The following is an 18,793-nucleotide window of genomic DNA, read 5'->3' on the forward strand; positions in this document are numbered from 1 at the left end:
AGCCGCGCGTGGTGGCAACGCGGGCGTCACAGATTGGCGGGCAATGGTTGACCGAACCACTTTTTCGACATCGCCTGAAGTGAACCGTCTTTCTTCGCTTGCTCGATGGTTGTGTTGACCCTCGTGAGCAGTTGCGGCTCGTTCTTGTTGAGGCCCACGAAACACGGCGAGTCCTTGATGACGAACTTCATCTGCGGTTCGCGCGGCGGGTGTTTTGCGAGGATCGCCGCGGCGACGATGTTGCCCGCCGCGATCAACTGCACCTGGCCCGAGAGAAATGCCTGGATGGTCGCGTTGTTGTCGTCGAAGCGTCGGATGGTGGCGTTGGGCGCCATGTTGGTGAGCGCGACTTCTTCGAGTGCACCGCGCGTAGCGCCAACCGTTTTGCCAGTGAGGTCCGCCGCTGTGTTGACCTTGATGTCGGCTGGCCCGAAAACGCCCTGGAAGTACGGAGCATAGGCCTGCGAAAAATCGATGACCTTCTCGCGCTCCGGCGTTCTGCCGAGCGAGGAGATCACGAGGTCGACCTTGTCGGTCTGCAGGTAGGGAATCCGGTTCGCGCTGTTGACGGGCACGAGTTGAAGCTTGACCTTCATCGATTTTGCGAGCAGTGCCGCCATGTCGATGTCATAGCCTTGCGGCTGCATGTCGGGACCGATAGCGCCAAACGGAGGATAGTCCTCCGGGACGGCTACACGCAGCGTGCCGCGCTTGGCGATGGCGTCGAGCGCATCGGCGTTGGCGGCCTGTACCGTAACGAGGGCCAAGGCTGGCACTGCCAGCAGCGCAGCGAGCCAGCGGCGACGGCGAAATGAATTGGACTTGTATTCCATGCTGGATTTCCGAGGAGATTTGCCGCTCGCCATGGGTATCAAGCGCGAGCGTGCCATGCTCCAAGCAAGGACCGCGCCAATGCCGGCGCGCCAAGCCCGTGATCCTCCAGGCAGATGAAATGACTGCGCCAGTTTTGGCTCGATGTCGGGGATATTCACCAGATCGGTGCGTGCTGGCTTCCGCGGGGAATGCATCACGAGCACACAGGTGCGTTTCGCGCGACGCCACGCGGGCAGTCCCGATTTGCCTACCGCAAATTCAGGAAAACCTGACAGCTGTTCCGTTTCAGTCGTTGCGGCGAAACACCGTAAACATGGTGGTACCACCGGCTACGAAACAAGTCGCAACGGCGAAGCACGCGAGCGCCGGCCGCGCGAACTATCAGGAAGTCAGCATGCACAGCTTCACACAAAGCATCAAATTCAAGATCGTTCTTGCATTCAGTGTATGTCTGGTACTCATCGCTGCAATGGGTGCCTTTGGTCAGTTTGGGCTTTCGCGGCTGAATTCGAATGTAAGCGATTCCTATGAGGGGAACCTGCTTCCGATTCTTGATCTCGAGGACACGCGAGCCGCACTGCTCGAAATGCGCCTTCAGGTTCGTCGCGCCCAGTCTCTTCACGATGTAGCACAGACGAAAGCCAGCATCGGCAGGATTCGCGCGGCTCAGGATCGCCTCAGCAAGGGCTGGAGCGACTACTACCCAAACCGCGTCTCCAGTGACAAGGAGCGCGAACTCGCCGACACCATCAAGAATTTGTTGCCGCAGTTCGAGGCAGGCATTGATGCGGAGGTCTCGGCGCTGGAAGCTGGCAACTACGACGCCGTATCGACACTCGTCGACAAGTATGGCGAAGTGGCCAATGCGACCAGCAAATCGCTCGACGACGACGTTGCCGAAAATCGGCGCCAGGCAAAGCAGTCTGTCGACGACAGCGAAGGCACTTTTGGCACGATTCGCTGGGTATCCATTGCGCTGATTGGCCTCGGTCTCGTAGGTGCCACGGGAGCCATGGTCTATCTTTCCCGGGCTGTTACGAAGCCGCTCGGCGAAGCGGTGGGCATCGCGAACCGGATCGCCATCGGCGAACTCGAAAACCGCATCACGGTGCGCACACGCGACGAATTTGGCCAACTGCTCGAAGCGTTGAATAAAATGGACCGGCAGTTGAGCGACACCGTGCGGGGCATCAAGTCGGGCGCCGAGTCGGTCACCGTGGCAGCGCAGGAAATTGCCGCCGGCAACACGGACCTGTCGGCCCGCACCGAAGAGCAGGCGGCGTCGCTCGAACAAACAGCATCAAGCATGACTGAGTTGACCGAAACCGTGAAGCAGAACGCCGAAAACGCCCGGCAAGCCAATGCGCTTGCAACCCGTGCCACCGATATGGCCGATTCAGGCAACGAAGCCGTACAGGGTATGGTCGGCACGATCGAGCGGATCAGCGGCAGTTCGACGAAGATTTCGGAGATCACCGGCGTGATCGAGGGCATCGCGTTTCAGACCAACATTCTCGCGCTCAATGCCGCAGTGGAGGCAGCGCGGGCGGGTGAACAGGGTCGGGGATTCGCGGTGGTCGCCAGTGAGGTTCGCAGCCTGGCACAGCGCTCCGCGGCGGCTGCCAAGGAGATCAAGGAACTGATCGGTTCGTCTGTGGCGATGATTCGGGACGGGGCACAGCAGGCGGGCGACGTGGGTGCGACGATGGGTGAGGTCAAGCAGGCGATCAAGCAGGTGTCCGACATCGTGGGCGAAATTGCGGCGGCATCTGAAGAGCAGAGCCGCGGCATCGAGCAAGTCAATCAGGCCGTCATGCAGATGGACGACGTGACCCAGCAAAACGCCGCGCTCGTTGAAGAGGCCGCGGCAGCGGCGCATTCGCTCGAAGAGCAGGCAATGAGTCTTACGGGTACGGTTGCGGTGTTCAGGCTTGCCGACGCAAGGGGCGCCCAAACGCAAACACCGGAAAAGCGGCGAATCAAGACCGCTTGCCGCGCTGCTCCACCGGCGTGAAATCGAAGCTGGCGAAACTGCCGCCCTGATACCGCTGCGCCGTCGCGTCGAGCGGGTTCTTTTGCGCCAGAATTTCAGCCGCCCAATCTTCCGAGTTCTGCTTCGGCTCATAGCCAAGCCGTTTCGCGTCGTCGTGCGCGCCTTCCTGAATCCAGTAGCTGCGCGTGTTGTTCGACACGCCCCACACCACGGCAAAGCCGATTTCATCCACATTGATCACACGATCGACGAGATGGAACAGGTCCTCGTGGCCGAACCACGTGCTCAATTGACGGAACTCGGTGGGCCTCGGCAGGCAGCTGCCGATGCGCACGTTCACGGTTTCGATGCCATGCTTGTCCCAGTACAGGCGCGCGAGCGATTCGCCCCATGCCTTGGAAAGACCGTAGAAGCCGTCCGGGCGAAACGCGCAGTCGAGCGTGAGCTTCTCTTCCACGGGGTACATGCCGATCGCGTGATTCGAGCTCGCGAACAGCATGCGCTTCGTGCCGTGGCGGCGCATGCCCTCGTAGACTTCGACGAGACCGCGCAGATTGTTCTCGATGATCTCGGGCAGGGGACGCTCGACGCTCGTGCCGGCCATATGGATCAGCACGTCCACGCCGTCGAGCAGGCGGTCGACCACGGCGGGGTCGCGCAGGTCGCCGTGCATCACGTCTTCGCCCGCGACGAGCGGTTCGAGCGGCTTCGAGCCGGCCGCGGAACGCAGGTTCACGCCGCGTTCGAGCAGGCCCTTGCGCAACACGGTGCCGAGCTGGCCGCCCGCACCGGTCAATGCAACTTTCTTCACTGTGATTGTCCTCACGTAGAAATGCCGAAAGCCGGCACCCTCGCGGGCGCCGGCCGGTGAACAGGGCGATCAGGCCTGCACTTTGTGCGAGGGCTGGAGCGCAGGGCTGCCCGCGTTGTCCTTCTGCTCGTTCGAGATCAGTCGCCATGCCACACAGGCGCCGATGATGTCGAACAGCATCAGGCACACGAACAACGGGTTATAACCGATCGTGCTGGCCACTGCGCCGACGATGAGCGAGAACACCGTCGCGCCGAGGTAGCCGAACATGCCCGAGAGACCCGTGGCCGTGGCGACTTCGTGCTGGCCGAACACGTCCGAAGCCAGCGTGAACAGCGCGCCCGAAATCGTCTGGTGTGCGAAGGTGCCGACACAGAAGAGGGCGATCGCGGCGTAGGGGCTCGCAACGAGGCCCACGCAGGCCGGACCGACCATCAGCAGCGCACCGGTCGTGATGACGAGCTTGCGCGAAGTGATGAGCGAGCAGCCGAACCAGCGGATGAAGAGCGGCGCGAGGTAGCCGCCCACGAGGCAGCCGAGGTCGGCGGCGAGGAACGGCATCCATGCGAACAGCGCAATTTCCTTCAGGTTCATGTGACGCACGGTGACCATGTACAGCGGAATCCACGCGCCGAAGGTCTGCCATGCCGGTTCCGCGAGCATGCGCGGAATGCCGATGCCCCAGAAGCGGCGCGTCTTGAGCACTTCCTTGAACGAGGCGCGGCGGCCGCGGGTCGACTTCTGCGCTTCGGTCTGGCCTGCGCGGATGTAGTCGGCCTCTTCCTGCGAGAGCCGCGGGTGCTCCGCAGGCATCTTGAAGAACACGAGCCACAGCGCCACCCAGATCAGCGCGCCGCTGCCGGTGACCACGAATGCGAACTGCCAGTTGAACTTGAGAATGCACCACACGACGAGCGGCGGAGCGAGCATCGCGCCGATCGAGGTGCCGGTGTTGAGCCAGCCGGTCGCAACCGAGCGCTCCTTCGCGGGGAACCATGCGCTGATGGCCTTCATGCCGGCCGGGAAGATGGCGGCTTCGGTCATGCCGAGCATGCCGCGGAAAGCCGCGAGCGCGGGCCAGCTGCCGGCGAGGCCGTGCAGCATGTTGGCGACGGCCCAGCCGAACGCGAAGATCGCGAAGCCGATCTTGATGCCCACGGAGTCGAGCACGAAACCGGCGATCGGTTGCGCGAGGGCATAGCAGGCCTGGAAGGCCGTGACCACGTACGAGTACTGCTGCGTGGTCATGTGAAGCGTTTCAGTCAGCGTGGGTGCGGCTACCGCGAGCGAACTGCGCGCGAGGTAGTTGAAGATGGTGCCGATCATGACGAGGCCGATGATCCACCACCGCACCCCCTTGATTGTCTTGCGTCGCACTGCGCGTCTCCTGCTGTTGGCGGGCTCTGGCACCAGGCTGTGCCTGGCCGGGATCAAGGGCGCTGCTGTTCGCATCGGGCCCTTCATGTAAGACATCATTCTATTTGCGGCAAAGTTGTAAAGCAAATATTGATGTGATGGGGATTTCCCTGATGCAGGGTCGGGGTCGGACGACCGGCGCGACGTCTGCACGGCCATTTGTTGACTTTGACCATCATTTCTGGAGCCGCGCATGCCGATCTCACGGGTATTTCGCGCCAGTCCGAAGACTGGTCGTCATACATCCTGGGGTGGCCGGCAGCGCAATGGCGGGTTGACAATTTTCGTGTTGTATTACAACAATGCGACCCATCCGCTCGACAGTTTTTCGAGCCACCGCCCGCGCCACGCGCACCACGAAACACGACAACGGACGAGACACGATGACTTCCCCCGCCATGCCCGTGAGCGATGCCGCGCTCGAACAACTGCGCCACGTTTCCAACGCCACGCTCACCACGCAACTTTTCAAACGCGGCCTGCGCAACGTCTTCCTGCAGGGCGTGAAGCCGCTCGCCGCACCGGCGCCGGGCGCTCCCAACCTGGTCGGTCCGGCCTTCACGATGCGCAATATCCCGGCGCGCGAGGACCTCGACCAGTTGAGCGCGTTCCAGAACCCCGAGCATCCGCAGCGTAAGGGCGTCGAGACCGTGCCCGCGGGCGCGGTGCTCGTGCAGGACTGCCGCGGCGTGACTGACGCTGCCTCGATGGGCTCGATCCTCGCCACGCGCATGAAGGTGCGCGGCGTGGCGGGCATGGTCTCGGACGGCCCGGTGCGCGACAGCGCGACCATCGCGGCGCTCGGCATTCCGGTGTTCTGCGCGGGTGCTTCGGCGCCGCTCAATCTCTGCAGGCACCACACGGTCGACCTGAACGTGCCGATCGGCTGCGGCGGCGTGGCCGTGTTTCCGGGCGACATCATCGTCGGCGATGCGGATGGCGTGGTCGTGATTCCGCGTCATCTGGCCGAGGAAGTCGCGCGCGACGCCACGGAGCAGGAAACGCTCGAGCGCTTCATCACCGAGCGCATCGAGGCGGGCGCGGCGCTGCCGGGCACCTATCCGCCGAACGAGGCAACACTCGCTGCGTACGACGCCTGGAAGAAGGAGCAGCGTTGAGCGCGCAGCACGACGTGACGCTCGATGCGGTGTCGACGCCCCCTGTGAGGCCGCTCGAGGCACACGATGCGCGGCGCTCGTCGGTCGGCGAGTGCCCCGTGTGGCGTGCTGAGGAAAGCGCGCTTTACTGGGTCGATATTCCCGCTCAAACGCTCGTTCGCTATGCGGTCGATACGGCGCGCCGCACCGAGTGGACGCTGCCGGAGCGCATCGGCTGCTTCGCGTTCGCGCGCGATGGCGGTGTGCTGGCGGCGTTGGAGACGGGACTTTTTGCCGTGACGCTGCACGAACCGGCCGCGAACGCGCGGGCAGGCGAGGCAAGTGTGCGGCCGCTCGCGAGCGTGGCGCACGAGGCCGCGCGCATGCGGTTCAACGACGGCCGCTGCGATCGTCAGGGCCGTTTCTGGTCCGGCACGATGGTGCAGGACGCGGCGGCGCCCGACCCGGCGGGCAAGCTCTATCGCTACACGGCGCAAGACGGCTTGTCGGCGCCCGTGGTCGAGGGGTTGTGCACGCAGAACGGCCTCGCCTGGTCGCCGGACGGCCGCACGATGTATCTCTCCGATTCACATGCGTCGAGCCGCCTGATCTGGGCCTTCGACTACGACATCGACGATGGCGTGCCCACGAATCGCCGCGTGTTCACCGATCTGCACGACTACACGGGGCGCCCCGACGGCGCGGCCGTGGACGCCGACGGCTGCTACTGGACCTGCGCGAACGACGCGGGCCGCTTGCTGCGCTTCGCGCCCGCAGGGCGGCTCGAGCGCAGCGTGGGGGTGCCGGTGGCCAAGCCGTCGATGTGCGCGTTCGGCGGAGCCAACCTCGACATGCTTTACGTCACGACGATCTGCCCGCCGCAGACCGGCGAGCTGGACGGCCTCGTGTTCGCCATCGATGCCGGTGTGCGTGGCCTGCCCGAGCCCGCTTTCGCGGGTCCGCTGCGCGCGACCGACTGACCTTTGCCCTATGCCCTTAACGCGTTGACGATATGCCGCCGTTTCAGGACCGTGGCTCGGCCTGCCCGATGCGATTCACACCGGCCTCGGCCTGCGCTGGCTGGAGCCGGGAGAAACGCAGAAAGCGCAACTGCGCATCCGCGTGAGTGCGCTGCGATAAAGCGGGACAGCGCAAAAGCGTAAGCGCCCGTAAATTGGCTGCAAATTGGTAAAGCGGGACGGAAAGCGCGCAAACACCCGCAAAATGGGGGCTGGCCGGGGGCAGGTGCACGCTATCGGCGTGCCATATGACTTACAATTGACGACACTCCTGACAACCCAAAGTGCACCGTCCGATCATGTCTGAGCAGAAAGCGCCGAATATGCCGGCGCGGATTTACAGCGACATCCTCAATCGCATCATCGAGGGCGAATACAAGGAAGGGGAGCGCCTGCCGACCGAGCACATGCTCGCGGAGCGCTTCGCGACCTCGCGCCCCACGGTGCGCGAGGCGCTTGCCCAGCTGCGCGCAGACGGCATCATCGCCACGCGCCACGGCTCGGGCACGACGGTCATGCGGCGTCCCGACCCGGACGTGCGCCGTTTCGCGCCGCTCGAAACGCTGTCGGACATTCGTCGCTGCTACGAATACCGCGTGGTGGTCGAAGCCGGGGCGGCCTCGCTCGCCGCGCAAAAGGCCGAAGATGAAGACATCGCCGCGATCCAGCGCGAGTGGGACAACCTGCAGACCATCATCGAGACTTCGGGCATCGGCGCGAAAGACGACTTCGCGTTCCATATGGCCGTGGCGCGCGCCTCGAAGAACCAGTTCTTCATCACGGCGCTCTCGGGCATCCAGGAGCAGATGGTGTTCAGCATGAACCTGTCGCGCAACCTCTCGCTCGTGAAGTCGATCGAGCGGCAGCGCCTCGTGCAGCAGGAGCACCTCGAAGTGCTCGAAGCGATCCGGGCGCGCGACCCCGAGCGCGCATCGACCGCCATGCGCGCGCATCTCGAGCGCGCCGTAAACCGGATGTTCGGCTCCTGAGCGCACCTGCGCGGCGTGTGCCTTCATGGGTTCAAACGTTCTGCGCCGGCTGGCTGTTGTGACTGCGACGATCGCGGCGAGCGCGCTGATCGTTGCGCCGGCACCCGCACAGGCTCGCGCCGTGCGACCCGTCAGTGTGATCGCCGACGCGCGCATGAAGGTCGATACCCCGCAAGGCCACGCACAATTCCCGCTCTATGTGAGCGCGGACTGGAACGTGCCGCGGCCCGCCGTCCAGCGCGCGGTGGTAATCGTGCACGGACGGCTGCGTAACGCCGATACCTACTTTCGCACCGCGCAGCATGCGCGCGAGCTGGCGGGCGTCGATCCGGCGGCCACACTGCTCGTCGCCCCACAGTTTCTCGCCACCGCCGACGTGAGCGCGCACCACGCACCGGGCGACCTTCTGAGCTGGCGCGGCAACGCGTGGATGGGCGGCGCGGACGCCGCGAGCGGCGTGCCGGTGAGTTCATACGCCGTGCTCGACGACATTGCGCGGCATCTCGCCGACCGGCGTCTGTTTCCCAATCTGAAAACGATCGTGTTCGCGGGGCATTCGGGCGGCGCCCAGGTGCTGCAGCGCTATGCGATCGTCGCGCGCACGGATGCGCTCGCCGCCGCGGGAATCGACGTGCGTTTCGTGGTGGCGAGTCCGTCGTCGTACGCGTATTTCGACGCGCAGCGCCCCGGCGCGAGCGGCGCGCCGGCGCCATTCGACGCCTCGCGCTGCGCAGATTTCGACCACTGGAAATACGGGATGGAGAACGGGCCGGCATCCATCGCCGGGCGCACGCCCGCACAGCTCGAAGCGGACTACGTGAAGCGGCGCATCGTCTACCTGGCGGGCGGTAACGACGACGACCCGGCCTCGGCCTCGCTCGACAAGCGTTGTGCTGCACGGGCGCAGGGCGCGCAGCGCGTGGCCCGCGCGCAAGGCTTCTACCGCTACCTGCAAACTCGCCACCCGAATGGCCTGAACCAGACGTTTCATATCGTCCCCGGCGTGGGACACGACGGCGCACGCATGCTCACGTCGAGTTGCGCATTGGCGACGATGTTCGATACGCCTGGCTGCGCGCCTTGACGGCTCACGCTGCGTTGCGCCGGACCCCCCAATGGCAAACGGGCATGGAACTCGCATTGCACGAGATCCACGCCCGTCTTCAGTCCGGCTGGCGGCAGCGGTTGCCTCCGCCAGCGGAAAGTAAAGCGTAACGCTTAGGCAGCCTGCTTGGTGGCGCGCGCCGAAGCTTGCGCGACGGCCTTCGTCGCGGCCTTGCCGGCGGCGTCGAAGTTGCTTTCCGCGAATTCCACAGCCTGCTTCGCAGCCTTGTTCACCGACGTGTACGCGTTGTTGGCGGCGTTCAGCGCCGACTTGATCGCGGCGACAGCGGCTTCCGAGCCGGCCGGGGCGTTCTTCACGGCGTTGTCCACGAGCGTTTCGAGCGCGCGCTGCTGCGTTTCGTACTGCGACTGCGCGGCGGTGGCGAATTCGGCTTGCGTAGTCGAAACGATGCCGTAGACGCTGCGGCCATAGGCCAGCGCCTTTTCAGCGGCGGGCTGGGCGAAGCCGGCTTGCACGGCGAAGAAGCCTTGCGGGTCCTTGGCGGAGAGCGCGCGCTGAGCTTGTTCCTGACCTTCGGCGAACGCCGAGCGGGCCGTTTCGATGTTGAGTTCGGCGAGCTTGATCGCGCCTTCGAATGCCTTGCTCGTCAGGCCGAAGAGGGCCTCGAGACCGGCTTTCTGGTTGGCGGCGAATTGTTCGGGGGTCGGCAGGTTCATGTCTCTTTCCTTTGGGGACGCTACGCGTCGATTTCGGTTACGAAAACAAACTTTCGGTTCGATCACCGGTTCGCGCAGACAAAGTTTTGTGCGATGCAGCAATCGAGTTCATGGTAACCCATCCATAAAACGTGTCAAGAACTTTTTTGTGCGTCGCAACAATTATGTAAACGCCTGATTTTGGGTGGAAATTTCCAACATGGCGGGAGGCCCCTAAGCTGGGCTGCGCGGCGCGTGAACCGCTTGAGCGCAGCGCTTTGCGTCTGCGCGCAAAATGGCCGTTCCCTCGGGCGAGCGCGGGGTGCCGAAGGCTGGCACCGGCGCGCAGCCCGGGTTGGTCCCCCAATCTAGCAATGGCGGCCCCGACTGCGGCTCGAACCTGCTTTCGCAGTCGAACGGGCGCGGTGCGCTCAGCCGCCATGCGCGAATCCATCAGGAGAGCGGTAATGGGTGCATCGAACGACAAGTCTCCCGGTCATTCCACGACGAGCACGGGCGCGCCGGCTGTCAGCGACCGTAACTCGCTCACGGTCGGTCCTGACGGCCCGATCGTGCTGCACGACGTGCATTTCCTCGAGCAGATGGCGCATTTCAACCGCGAGAAGGTGCCCGAGCGCCAGCCGCACGCGAAGGGCGCCGGCGCGTTCGGCGAATTCAAGACCACCGAGGATGTGTCGCGCTACACGAAGGCCGCGCTGTTCCAGAAGGGCGCGGCCACGGAAATGCTGGCGCGCTTTTCGACCGTTGCGGGCGAAATGGGCAGCCCCGACACCTGGCGCGACGTGCGCGGCTTTTCGCTGAAGTTCTACACGACCGAGGGCAACTACGACCTCGTCGGCAACAACACGCCGGTTTTCTTCGTGCGCGACCCGATGAAGTTTCCGCACTTCATCCGCAGCCAGAAGCGTCTACCCGACTCGGGCCTGCGCAATGGCCAGATGCAGTGGGACTTCTGGACCAACAATCCCGAGTCCGCGCACCAGGTCGCCTATCTGATGGGCGAGCGCGGCCTGCCGAAAACGTGGCGCCACATGAACGGCTACGGCTCGCACACCTATATGTGGGTGAACGCGAAGGGCGAGAAGTTCTGGGTCAAGTATCACTTCCATACGAACCAGGGCATGCAGTTCTTCACCAACGCCGAAGCCGCGGCGATGGCGGGCGAGGACGCCGACTTCCACCGGCGCGATCTGTTCGATGCGATCAAGCGCGGCGAGTTTCCGTCGTGGACGCTCTCCGTGCAGGTCATGCCGTACGCGGAGGCGAAGAAGTACCGCTTCAATCCGTTCGATCTCACGAAGACGTGGTCGCACAAGGACTATCCGCTCATCAAGGTCGGCACGATGACGCTCAACCGCAACCCGGAGAACTTCTTCGCGCAGATCGAGCAGGCCGCGTTCTCGCCGGGCAACACGGTGCCGGGCATCGGCCTCTCGCCGGACAAGATGCTGCTGGGCCGCGCGTTTGCCTATAACGACGCGCAGCGCGCGCGTATCGGCACGAACTTCAATCAGTTGCCGGTGAATCGTCCGAAGGTTCCGGTGCAGACCTATATGTTCGACGGCAACATGGCCTACGAACATAGCGGCAACGCGCCGACTTACGTGCCGAACAGCTTCGGCCGTCCGTGGGCGGATACGTCGGGCGCGGCGGACGACGGCTGGGAAGCCGACGGCGACATGGTGCGCAGCGCCTACTCGCTGCATGCGGAAGACGACGATTTCGGCCAGGCGCACGCTCTCGTGCGCAACGTGTACAACGACAAGCAGCGCGAGGCGGTGATCCAGCAGGTGGTGGCGAGCCTGAGCGGCGTGGGCAGCCCCGTGCGCGAGCGCGTGTTCGACTACTGGAAGAAGATCGACGCCGAAGTGGGCTCGCAGATCGAACAGCAGGCGGGCAGCGGCAAGTAAGCCGTCGAAGCCACGAGAGAGCCGGAACGGGTTGCACGGCCCATTCCGGTTTTTCTTTTGTGCGCCGCCGTTTGCGAGGCGCCGCATGGCGGCCGGCCGCCGCCAAACTGGCAGAACCGCCATCTGGTGGATTCTGCAGCGTCAGGGACGACGGGGCATAATGCGCGAGTCGCCGTGTGGCAGCATCGCGCAATCCCGCCGGCGGAGCGCGTGCGGCGGGAATAAAAATGCCGCGCCGGGCGTTATCCCTACTGATCCGCAACGGCCAAGTCCACGTGAAAACTTCCCTTTCCGCCGAATCCCCGTTTGTCGGTGCCGACGCCGGCGCGCAGAAATACACGCGCGTTGCCGTGCTATTGCACTGGTTGATCGCGCTACTGATCCTCACGAACGTCGCCCTCGGCCTGACTGCCGCGCTGCTGCCCGACGGCGCGCTTTCGGACACCGCCATCCGCTTCGTGATCGATACGCACAAATCGATCGGCATTACCGTGCTCGGACTGGCCATCCTGCGCGTGCTGTGGCGTCTTACGCATCGGCCGCCGGCGCTGCCCGCCGAATTTCCGGGCTGGGAGCGCGCGTCGGCCCACGCCGCGCACGTCGCGCTCTACGTGCTGATCTTCGCGATGCCGCTTTCCGGCTGGCTGCACGACTCCGCCTGGGTCGCCGCCGCCTCGCATCCGATGTATCTCTTCGGCCTCGTGCAATGGCCGCGCATCGGCTTCATCATGAATCTCGATGCGGCCACGAAGGAACAGTTGCACAGCCAGTTCGGTGCGCTGCACACGGCGTGCAGCTATGCGCTTTATGGCGTGCTCGCGCTGCATATTGCGGGCGCGCTCAAGCATCAATGGATCGACCGTCATTCGGTGCTGCGCCGGATGATGCCGTGAGCAACAGGTAAGGGTACGACTTGAAAAACACGCTTGAAGATGCGCTCGCACGCACGTCGCCGCGCCTCGTGCCGCCTCCCACGCCATTCGCGAGCATCGCCATCCACCTCGGTGTCATGGCGCTCTGGTTCGTGCTGTTCGCGCGCGCGTTCTTCCTGCAAGGCGTGGTCGCGTGGTCCACGGGCATTGCCTATGTCGTCTACGACACGGTGTTGCTGCTGTTCGTCGCCTGGAAGGCGCGCGTGCTGCTTGCGCCTGCGGCAGCACCCGCGGACGCAGGCGCGGCGAAGCTGCCGACGCTCGGCGTGATCGTCGCCGCGCACAACGAAGCGGCCGTGCTGCCGATCACGCTCGACGCGCTGTTCGCGCAAACCCGCGCGCCGCAGCAGATCTTAATTGCCGACGACGGCTCGACCGACGGCACGGCTGCCTTGCTCGCGCAGCGCTACGGCCTGGCCGACCCAGGCGTCGGCAAGCTGAGCGCGCCTTCGCCGCAGTATCCGAATCTGCGCTGGCTGAAGCTCGCGCACGGCGGCAAGGCGCGCGCGCTCAATGCGGCCTTGCTTGCGATCGCAACGGAAACGGTCATGACCGTGGACGCCGATACGCTGCTCGAACCCGACGCATGCGCTGAGATGGCGAGCGCGTTTGGCCGCGAGCCGGCCCTCGTCGCGGCGGCGGGCCTGCTCACGCCGGTTTGCGACCATACGTTGAGCGGCCGTTTTTTCCAGTGGTTCCAGACCTACGAGTACATCCGCAATTTCATCTCGCGCTTCGCGTGGATGCGCGCCGACAGCCTGCTGCTCATCTCGGGCGCGTTTGCGGGCTTTCGCCGCGATGCGGTGATGGCCGTGGGCGGCTTCGATGCGGATTGTCTCGTGGAGGACTACGAACTGATTCACCGCTTGCGCCGTTATTCGGCGCGCAAGGGCCTGGGCTGGGATGTGCGTGTGCTGGGCACCGCCCGCGCGCGTACCGATGCGCCCGGTACGCTGACGACCTTCCTGCGTCAGCGTCGCCGCTGGTTCGCGGGCTTCCTGCAAACGCAGTACTGGTATCGCGACATGACGGGCAACCGCAAGTACGGCAAGCTCGGCCTCATGATGCTGCCCGTGAAGGCGTTCGACACCGTGCAGCCCATTTATGGACTGACGGCGTTCGCGTTGTTGATCGCCTTTTTGTTCGACGGCCGCTTTACGATCGTGCTGCCGGTGCTGGGCGTAATCGTCGGCAAGATCGCGATCGACCTCGCGTTTCATTTGTACTCCGTACATCTTTACCGGCGCTGGAGCGGCGACCGCACGCACTCGAGTTTCGGCATGGCGTTTCTTGCCGCCATCTTCGAGCCGTTTTCGTTCCAGTTGATGCGCCACGGAGGTGCGGCGCTCGGATGGCTGCATTTCCTGCTCGGGCGGCGCAAGTGGGGCGTGCAGAGCCGCACCGGGCTGGCGGCGGCGCGCAACCGCGAGAGCGCGACGTCTCAATGATCTGATTTCCGTGGCATTCGACTTGCTCCCAGGTTAAAAGGGCCGCGCCACGCGCGCGGTTCCGGCCTTTAACCGGTCAGGGAGAATCAAATGCATCGAATCAGCGTCCTCGCTTTACTCTTGCCGCTCGCACTCTCAGGCTGCCTGTCGTTCAGCAGCAGCGATCCCAACCCGCCACCGCCGCGTACCGTCGTCGTGCCGCAGCAGCCGGCCACCGAGGCGCCGCCACCCCCGCCGGGTGCGGCTTGTGTTGCGCCTTGCTGATCGATTCACTGACCTGCGGCAGCGTTGTGCATTGCGCCGTCCGGCGCTTTCGCCTCCAGCGCGTGCCGCACTTCGCGCATCAGGCTGCCCGCGAACAGCACGTCCGGTACATCGTCGAGACCCGCTGAGCGCAACGCTCGCGCGGTCCACGTGTTGCAGGTATGCAAGGCATCGTAAGTCCCTGACGCCGCGAAATAGACGCTGCCCGTATAGGGTCCGTCGGCGAGGCGGCGCGGCGCGCCATCCGCGTCGGTTTCCAGCGAAGTGCGCAGATAGCGCTGAACGCTGGCAAGTCCGGCGTCGCCCACCGGCACCTCCACGACGTTCTGCGGGCCGAAGGCCGCCTCCGGGGCCGCGCGCAGTACTGTCATCAGAACGGTAGCCTGGCTAGGTATGAGTGCGCCGATCATCGTCAGCGGATCGTGGCGGCGTTCCACCACGAACTGTCTCTCTCCAAAGCCGAAACACAGGACGGTTGCGTCGTCGAAGCCGCGCGCGAGTGTGTCGACCCAGGCATCGGCGTCGCGCACCCGCAGGCAGATATCGGTGTGCCAGTCGCGCTGCACGACGGCAACAGACGTGCGCGTTGGGCCGTCGCGGGCCGCCGGTTCGAGCGCGGCAGGCAAGGGACCGGCCATGTTCGTACATGCGCCGAGTGCGAGCGCGGGCACGATTGCGCAAAGCGCTTGCCACGCAGCAATTTTCGTACGACGCTCGTTCACGCAGGTCGCTTCGGTCATTGGAACTCAAGGCCCTCCAGTTGCGTGCCGCGTCTGCATATAGCGTGCCGCGCGAGCGCATTGCACCACCTTGAAGCGCAAAATCGGCGCCGCATTGGCATGCCCCGTTTCGACGCCGCCGAACCGCCCCGCGTTGCACCAATCGAGCGCATGAAACGCGCTCCAGGGCCGATGGCATACGCCTTGCTTTTTCCTGTACCGCAGCGCGCAACGCATCGTCTCGCCTCATTCATGAGACGAAACGCGGCGGCGCCCGCTGACCGAGTTGCACTCACGCGCGAGAACGAACCGATGCAAGTCCATGACGAAATGCGCGACGAGGGCGCGGTGCGCCCGCACTACGAACGCTTCCAGCAGTGGCTGGAGAGGCAGACTGGCGAGACGATGGCGCGCAAGCGCGCCGAGGCGGACCTGTTGTTCAGGCGGGTCGGCATCACGTTCGCGGTGAACGGCGACCTCTCCGGCACCGAACGGCTCATTCCCTTCGACCTCATTCCACGCATCATTCCCGCAGACGAATGGGTTCTGCTCGAGCGCGGACTGCGCCAGCGCGTGCAGGCGCTAAATCTGTTCCTGCACGACGTCTATCACGAGCGCAACATCGTGCGCGCCGGCGTGATTCCGGCCGAGCAGGTCTACACCAATGCGCAGTACCGGCCGGAGATGCAGGGCATCGACCTGCCGCTGGGCGTGTATGCGCATATCGCGGGCATCGACATCGTGCGCGATGGGCGCGACGGCGCGTTCTACGTGCTCGAAGACAATTTGCGCGTGCCCTCCGGCGTCTCGTACATGCTCGAGAACCGCAAGATGATGATGCGGCTCTTTCCTGAGTTGTTCGTTCAGCACAAGGTGGCGCCGGTCGCGCATTATCCCGATCTGCTGCTCGATACGCTGCGCTCGGTGGCCCCCGAAGGCGTGGACGATCCGACCGTCGTGCTGCTCACGCCCGGCATGTACAACTCCGCGTATTTCGAGCATACGTTTCTCGCGCAGCAAATGGGCGTCGAGCTGGTGGAGGGCAAGGATCTATTCGTAGAGGATAACTACGTATTCATGCGCACGACGCAAGGGCCGCGTCGCGTAGACGTGATCTACCGGCGTGTGGACGACGATTTTCTCGATCCCCTGGCGTTTCGCCCCGACTCCGCGCTCGGCGTGCCGGGGCTGCTCACGGCCTACCGCGCGGGCCGCGTCGTACTCGCCAATGCGATGGGCACGGGCGTGGCAGACGACAAGTCGATCTATCCGTATGTGCCCGACATGATCGAGTTCTATCTCGGCGAAAAGCCGATCCTGAAGAACGTGCCGACGTGGCAATGCCGCCGGCCCGACGATCTCGCCTGGACGCTCGAACATCTGCCGGATCTCGTCGTGAAAGAGGTGCACGGCGCCGGCGGCTACGGCATGCTGGTCGGTCCCGCTGCCACGCGCGAGGAAATCGAGGCGTTTCGCACCCGGCTGCTCGCGCGGCCAGGCAATTACATCGCGCAGCCCACGCTGTCGCTCTCCGCTTGCCCGACCTTCGTCGAAGCGGGCATCGCGCCGCGCCATATCGATTTGCGGCCCTTCGTGCTCTCCGGCAAGACGATCCAGATGGCGGCCGGCGGTCTCACGCGCGTGGCGCTCAAGGAGGGCTCGCTCGTCGTCAACTCGTCGCAGGGCGGCGGGACCAAGGACACATGGGTGCTCGAATGATTCCACTGGCCCTACCACACGCACACCAAGAGGTTCGACCATGCTGAGCCGCACCGCCGATCATCTGTTCTGGATGGCCCGCTACATGGAGCGCGCGGAGAATACCGCGCGCATGCTGGACATCAATCTGAAGGCGCTCCTGCTGCCCGGCAGCGCGGACGCCGAGGCGCGCACGCATCGCGCGATGCTGCGGATCTCGGAACTGGAGCCCGCCTTCGATGCGCGACACGAGGAAACGACCAGCAGCAACGTGCTCAAATTTCTCGTCGCGGACCCAACGAACCCGTCGAGCATCTACTCGTGCCTGCAGGCGACGCGCGAGAACGCGCGTGCGGTGCGCGGCACGCTCACCACGGAATGGTGGGAAACAATCAACGACACGTGGTTGCAATTCGTCGAGCTGTTGCGCGGCGGTGAGCTGGAAGCGCGTCCCGATGCGCTGTTCGAGTGGGTGAAGTTCCGCTCGCATCTGTCGCGCGGCGTGCGCCTTGGCACGGCGCTGCAGGACGACGCGCTCTTCTTCACGCAGCTCGGCACATTCCTCGAGCGCGCGGACAACACGGCCCGCATTCTCGACGTGCGTTTCGTCGACGTGGAAAACGCTGACTCGCGCTCGGCCGCGCGTCAGCTCGAGGACTTCTACTACTGGACCTCGATTCTCGGCTCGGTTTCCGCGCTCGAAATCTATCGCAAGGTTTACCGCGACGTGGTGACGCCCGCGCGCGTGGTGGAGCTGCTCATCCTCAACCAGCAAATGCCGCGCTCGCTGCTGGCGTCGCTGGATGGCGTCTGCACGAATCTCGCGATGCTGCGCACCGATGGCTCTCGCGAAGTGGAGCGTACTGCGGGCAAGCTGCGCGCCGAGCTGCTTTATGCGGACCTGCGGCAGATCTTCTCCCTTGGCGTGCATACGTTTCTTACGCAGTTTCTCGCGCGCGTGTACGAGCTGGGCAATCAGGTGGCGCGCACCTATCTGATGTTGCCGGTCGGTTAGCGCGATCCCGCGCTCATCGAACTCCCAATCGCCTCGATGGAGGATTGACGTCATGCAACTCGCGGTCCGGCACGACACGGTGTACCGCTACGAAGCGCCCGTGCATTATTCGATCCAGCAGTTGCGGCTGTCGCCGCTCACCACGCCCACGCAGATTGTCAAGCAATGGCAGGTCGAAGCGCCGGGCAAGCTCGATGCGTGCCGCGACGCCTACGGCAACGCGCTGATGACGCTGGTGCTCACGCGTCCGCACAAGGAAATTCGTCTGCGCGTGCGCGGCGAAGTCGAGACCGTGGCATTGCCCGATGGCCGGCTGCCCGAAGGCGAGGGCATGGTGCCGATGCACCATTTCACTTCGCCGACACGCCTCACCGAAGCCGACGAGGCACTCACGGAATTCGCGTTTAGCCTGCCGTCGCTGGACGACACCGCGGCCGTACTCGACGCGGCGTCGCGCATCACGGAGCGCGTGCGCTACGAATCCGGCGTCACGGATGTGACACACACCGCGGCGGACGCGCTGGCGCTCGGCCGTGGTGTGTGTCAGGACCATGCGCATGTGATGCTGGCGGTTTGCCGCGCGCGCGGCGTACCGGCGCGTTACGTGAGCGGATATATCGACCCCGGCGACGTGCCCGAAATGGCGAGCCACGCATGGGTTGACGTGTGGCTCGACAACGGCTGGGTGACGGTGGACGTCACGCACGCGTGTTTCGCAAGCGAAAAATATTGCCGGATCGCGGTGGGGCGCGACTATGACGCAGCCGCGCCGGTTCGCGGCCGCCGCGTGGGCGGCGCCGGTGAAACGCTCGATGTCAGCGTGCACGTGAGCGCGCAACAGTCGCAGCAATAGTTTTGCCGCTATA

The 18,793-nt window shown here is 64.6% G+C and carries 16 protein-coding genes and 1 pseudogene; 12 read left to right on the forward strand and 5 right to left on the reverse strand.

Features of this window, described 5'->3' with window-relative positions:
- Positions 1-26 precede the first annotated feature (26 nt).
- The gene (locus AB4Y36_RS28090) at positions 27-833 is read right to left on the reverse strand and encodes a transporter substrate-binding domain-containing protein (protein WP_368684735.1); all 807 of its coding nucleotides are present in this window, start codon (positions 831-833) and stop codon (positions 27-29) included.
- 395 nt (positions 834-1,228) lie between these two features.
- Between AB4Y36_RS28090 and AB4Y36_RS28095 the strand changes: the two genes are divergently transcribed.
- Positions 1,229-2,848, forward strand: coding sequence for a methyl-accepting chemotaxis protein (locus AB4Y36_RS28095; protein WP_368684736.1), 1,620 nt, complete (start codon positions 1,229-1,231; stop codon positions 2,846-2,848).
- Here AB4Y36_RS28095 and AB4Y36_RS28100 read toward each other — a convergent pair.
- Together AB4Y36_RS28100 and AB4Y36_RS28105 are read right to left on the reverse strand one after the other, a co-directional pair.
- Entirely contained in the window at positions 2,814-3,638 is an 825-nt protein-coding gene (locus AB4Y36_RS28100) for an NAD(P)-dependent oxidoreductase (RefSeq protein WP_069267341.1), read from the reverse strand. The two genes, AB4Y36_RS28095 and AB4Y36_RS28100, sit on opposite strands and share 35 nt — an antisense overlap.
- Positions 3,639-3,707: 69 nt before the next feature.
- Positions 3,708-4,964: an MFS transporter gene (locus tag AB4Y36_RS28105; protein ID WP_069267478.1), complete on the reverse strand. Its 1,257-nt coding sequence runs from the start codon at positions 4,962-4,964 to the stop codon at positions 3,708-3,710.
- A gap of 473 nt (positions 4,965-5,437) precedes the next feature.
- On the opposite strand from AB4Y36_RS28105, the gene AB4Y36_RS28110 reads away from it, so the two are divergent.
- The 5 genes and pseudogenes from AB4Y36_RS28110 (at position 5,438) to AB4Y36_RS28130 (ending at position 9,243) form a co-directional block, all read left to right on the forward strand.
- Positions 5,438-6,172 carry a ribonuclease activity regulator RraA gene (locus AB4Y36_RS28110; protein ID WP_069267342.1) on the forward strand — a complete coding sequence of 245 codons (735 nt, stop codon included), beginning with the start codon at positions 5,438-5,440 and terminating at the stop codon, positions 6,170-6,172.
- A gap of 29 nt (positions 6,173-6,201) precedes the next feature.
- The gene (locus AB4Y36_RS28115) at positions 6,202-7,131 is read left to right on the forward strand and encodes an SMP-30/gluconolactonase/LRE family protein (RefSeq protein ID WP_368684767.1); all 930 of its coding nucleotides are present in this window, start codon (positions 6,202-6,204) and stop codon (positions 7,129-7,131) included.
- A gap of 49 nt (positions 7,132-7,180) precedes the next feature.
- Positions 7,181-7,291 (forward strand): annotated as a pseudogene (locus AB4Y36_RS28120) (aldose epimerase); the annotation flags it as partial.
- Positions 7,292-7,469: 178 nt separating this feature from the next.
- Complete coding sequence (locus AB4Y36_RS28125) at positions 7,470-8,159, forward strand: FadR/GntR family transcriptional regulator (RefSeq protein WP_368684737.1); 690 nt, start codon at positions 7,470-7,472, stop codon at positions 8,157-8,159.
- Positions 8,160-8,184: 25 nt separating this feature from the next.
- Positions 8,185-9,243: an alpha/beta hydrolase gene (locus tag AB4Y36_RS28130; protein WP_368684738.1), complete on the forward strand. Its 1,059-nt coding sequence runs from the start codon at positions 8,185-8,187 to the stop codon at positions 9,241-9,243.
- A gap of 134 nt (positions 9,244-9,377) precedes the next feature.
- Here AB4Y36_RS28130 and phaP read toward each other — a convergent pair whose 3' ends face one another.
- A complete protein-coding gene (phaP, locus tag AB4Y36_RS28135) occupies positions 9,378-9,941 on the reverse strand; it encodes a TIGR01841 family phasin (RefSeq protein WP_069267345.1) in 564 nt (187 codons plus the stop codon).
- A 446-nt stretch (positions 9,942-10,387) separates the two neighbouring features.
- Between phaP and AB4Y36_RS28140 the strand changes: the two genes are divergently transcribed.
- The 3 genes from AB4Y36_RS28140 to AB4Y36_RS28150 all read left to right on the forward strand — a co-directional run bounded on the left by AB4Y36_RS28140 (position 10,388) and on the right by AB4Y36_RS28150 (position 14,231).
- On the forward strand, positions 10,388-11,851 hold the full coding sequence (locus tag AB4Y36_RS28140; protein WP_342946345.1) for a catalase: 1,464 nt from the start codon (positions 10,388-10,390) through the stop codon (positions 11,849-11,851).
- A 275-nt stretch (positions 11,852-12,126) separates the two neighbouring features.
- Positions 12,127-12,744, forward strand: a complete 618-nt coding sequence (locus AB4Y36_RS28145; RefSeq protein ID WP_069267480.1) for a cytochrome b — start codon at positions 12,127-12,129, stop codon at positions 12,742-12,744.
- A 20-nt stretch (positions 12,745-12,764) separates the two neighbouring features.
- On the forward strand, positions 12,765-14,231 hold the full coding sequence (locus tag AB4Y36_RS28150) for a glycosyltransferase (protein WP_368684739.1): 1,467 nt from the start codon (positions 12,765-12,767) through the stop codon (positions 14,229-14,231).
- Between the two features lie 269 nt (positions 14,232-14,500).
- Here the strand turns inward: AB4Y36_RS28150 and AB4Y36_RS28155 are convergent, their stop codons facing one another.
- On the reverse strand, positions 14,501-15,235 hold the full coding sequence (locus AB4Y36_RS28155) for a DUF2459 domain-containing protein (RefSeq protein ID WP_368618460.1): 735 nt from the start codon (positions 15,233-15,235) through the stop codon (positions 14,501-14,503).
- 291 nt (positions 15,236-15,526) lie between these two features.
- Between AB4Y36_RS28155 and AB4Y36_RS28160 the strand changes: the two genes are divergently transcribed.
- The 3 genes from AB4Y36_RS28160 to AB4Y36_RS28170 are packed head-to-tail and all read left to right on the forward strand — an operon-like array spanning position 15,527 to position 18,780.
- A complete protein-coding gene (locus AB4Y36_RS28160) occupies positions 15,527-16,933 on the forward strand; it encodes a circularly permuted type 2 ATP-grasp protein (RefSeq protein WP_069267481.1) in 1,407 nt (468 codons plus the stop codon).
- A gap of 40 nt (positions 16,934-16,973) precedes the next feature.
- Positions 16,974-17,927, forward strand: coding sequence for an alpha-E domain-containing protein (locus AB4Y36_RS28165; RefSeq protein WP_069267349.1), 954 nt, complete (start codon positions 16,974-16,976; stop codon positions 17,925-17,927).
- Between the two features lie 52 nt (positions 17,928-17,979).
- Entirely contained in the window at positions 17,980-18,780 is an 801-nt protein-coding gene (locus tag AB4Y36_RS28170; RefSeq protein ID WP_069267350.1) for a transglutaminase family protein, read from the forward strand.
- The last annotated feature ends 13 nt before the right edge of the window (positions 18,781-18,793 follow it).

The organism is Paraburkholderia sp. BR10936 (assembly GCF_040965735.1).
GTDB lineage: Bacteria > Pseudomonadota > Gammaproteobacteria > Burkholderiales > Burkholderiaceae > Paraburkholderia > Paraburkholderia nodosa_A.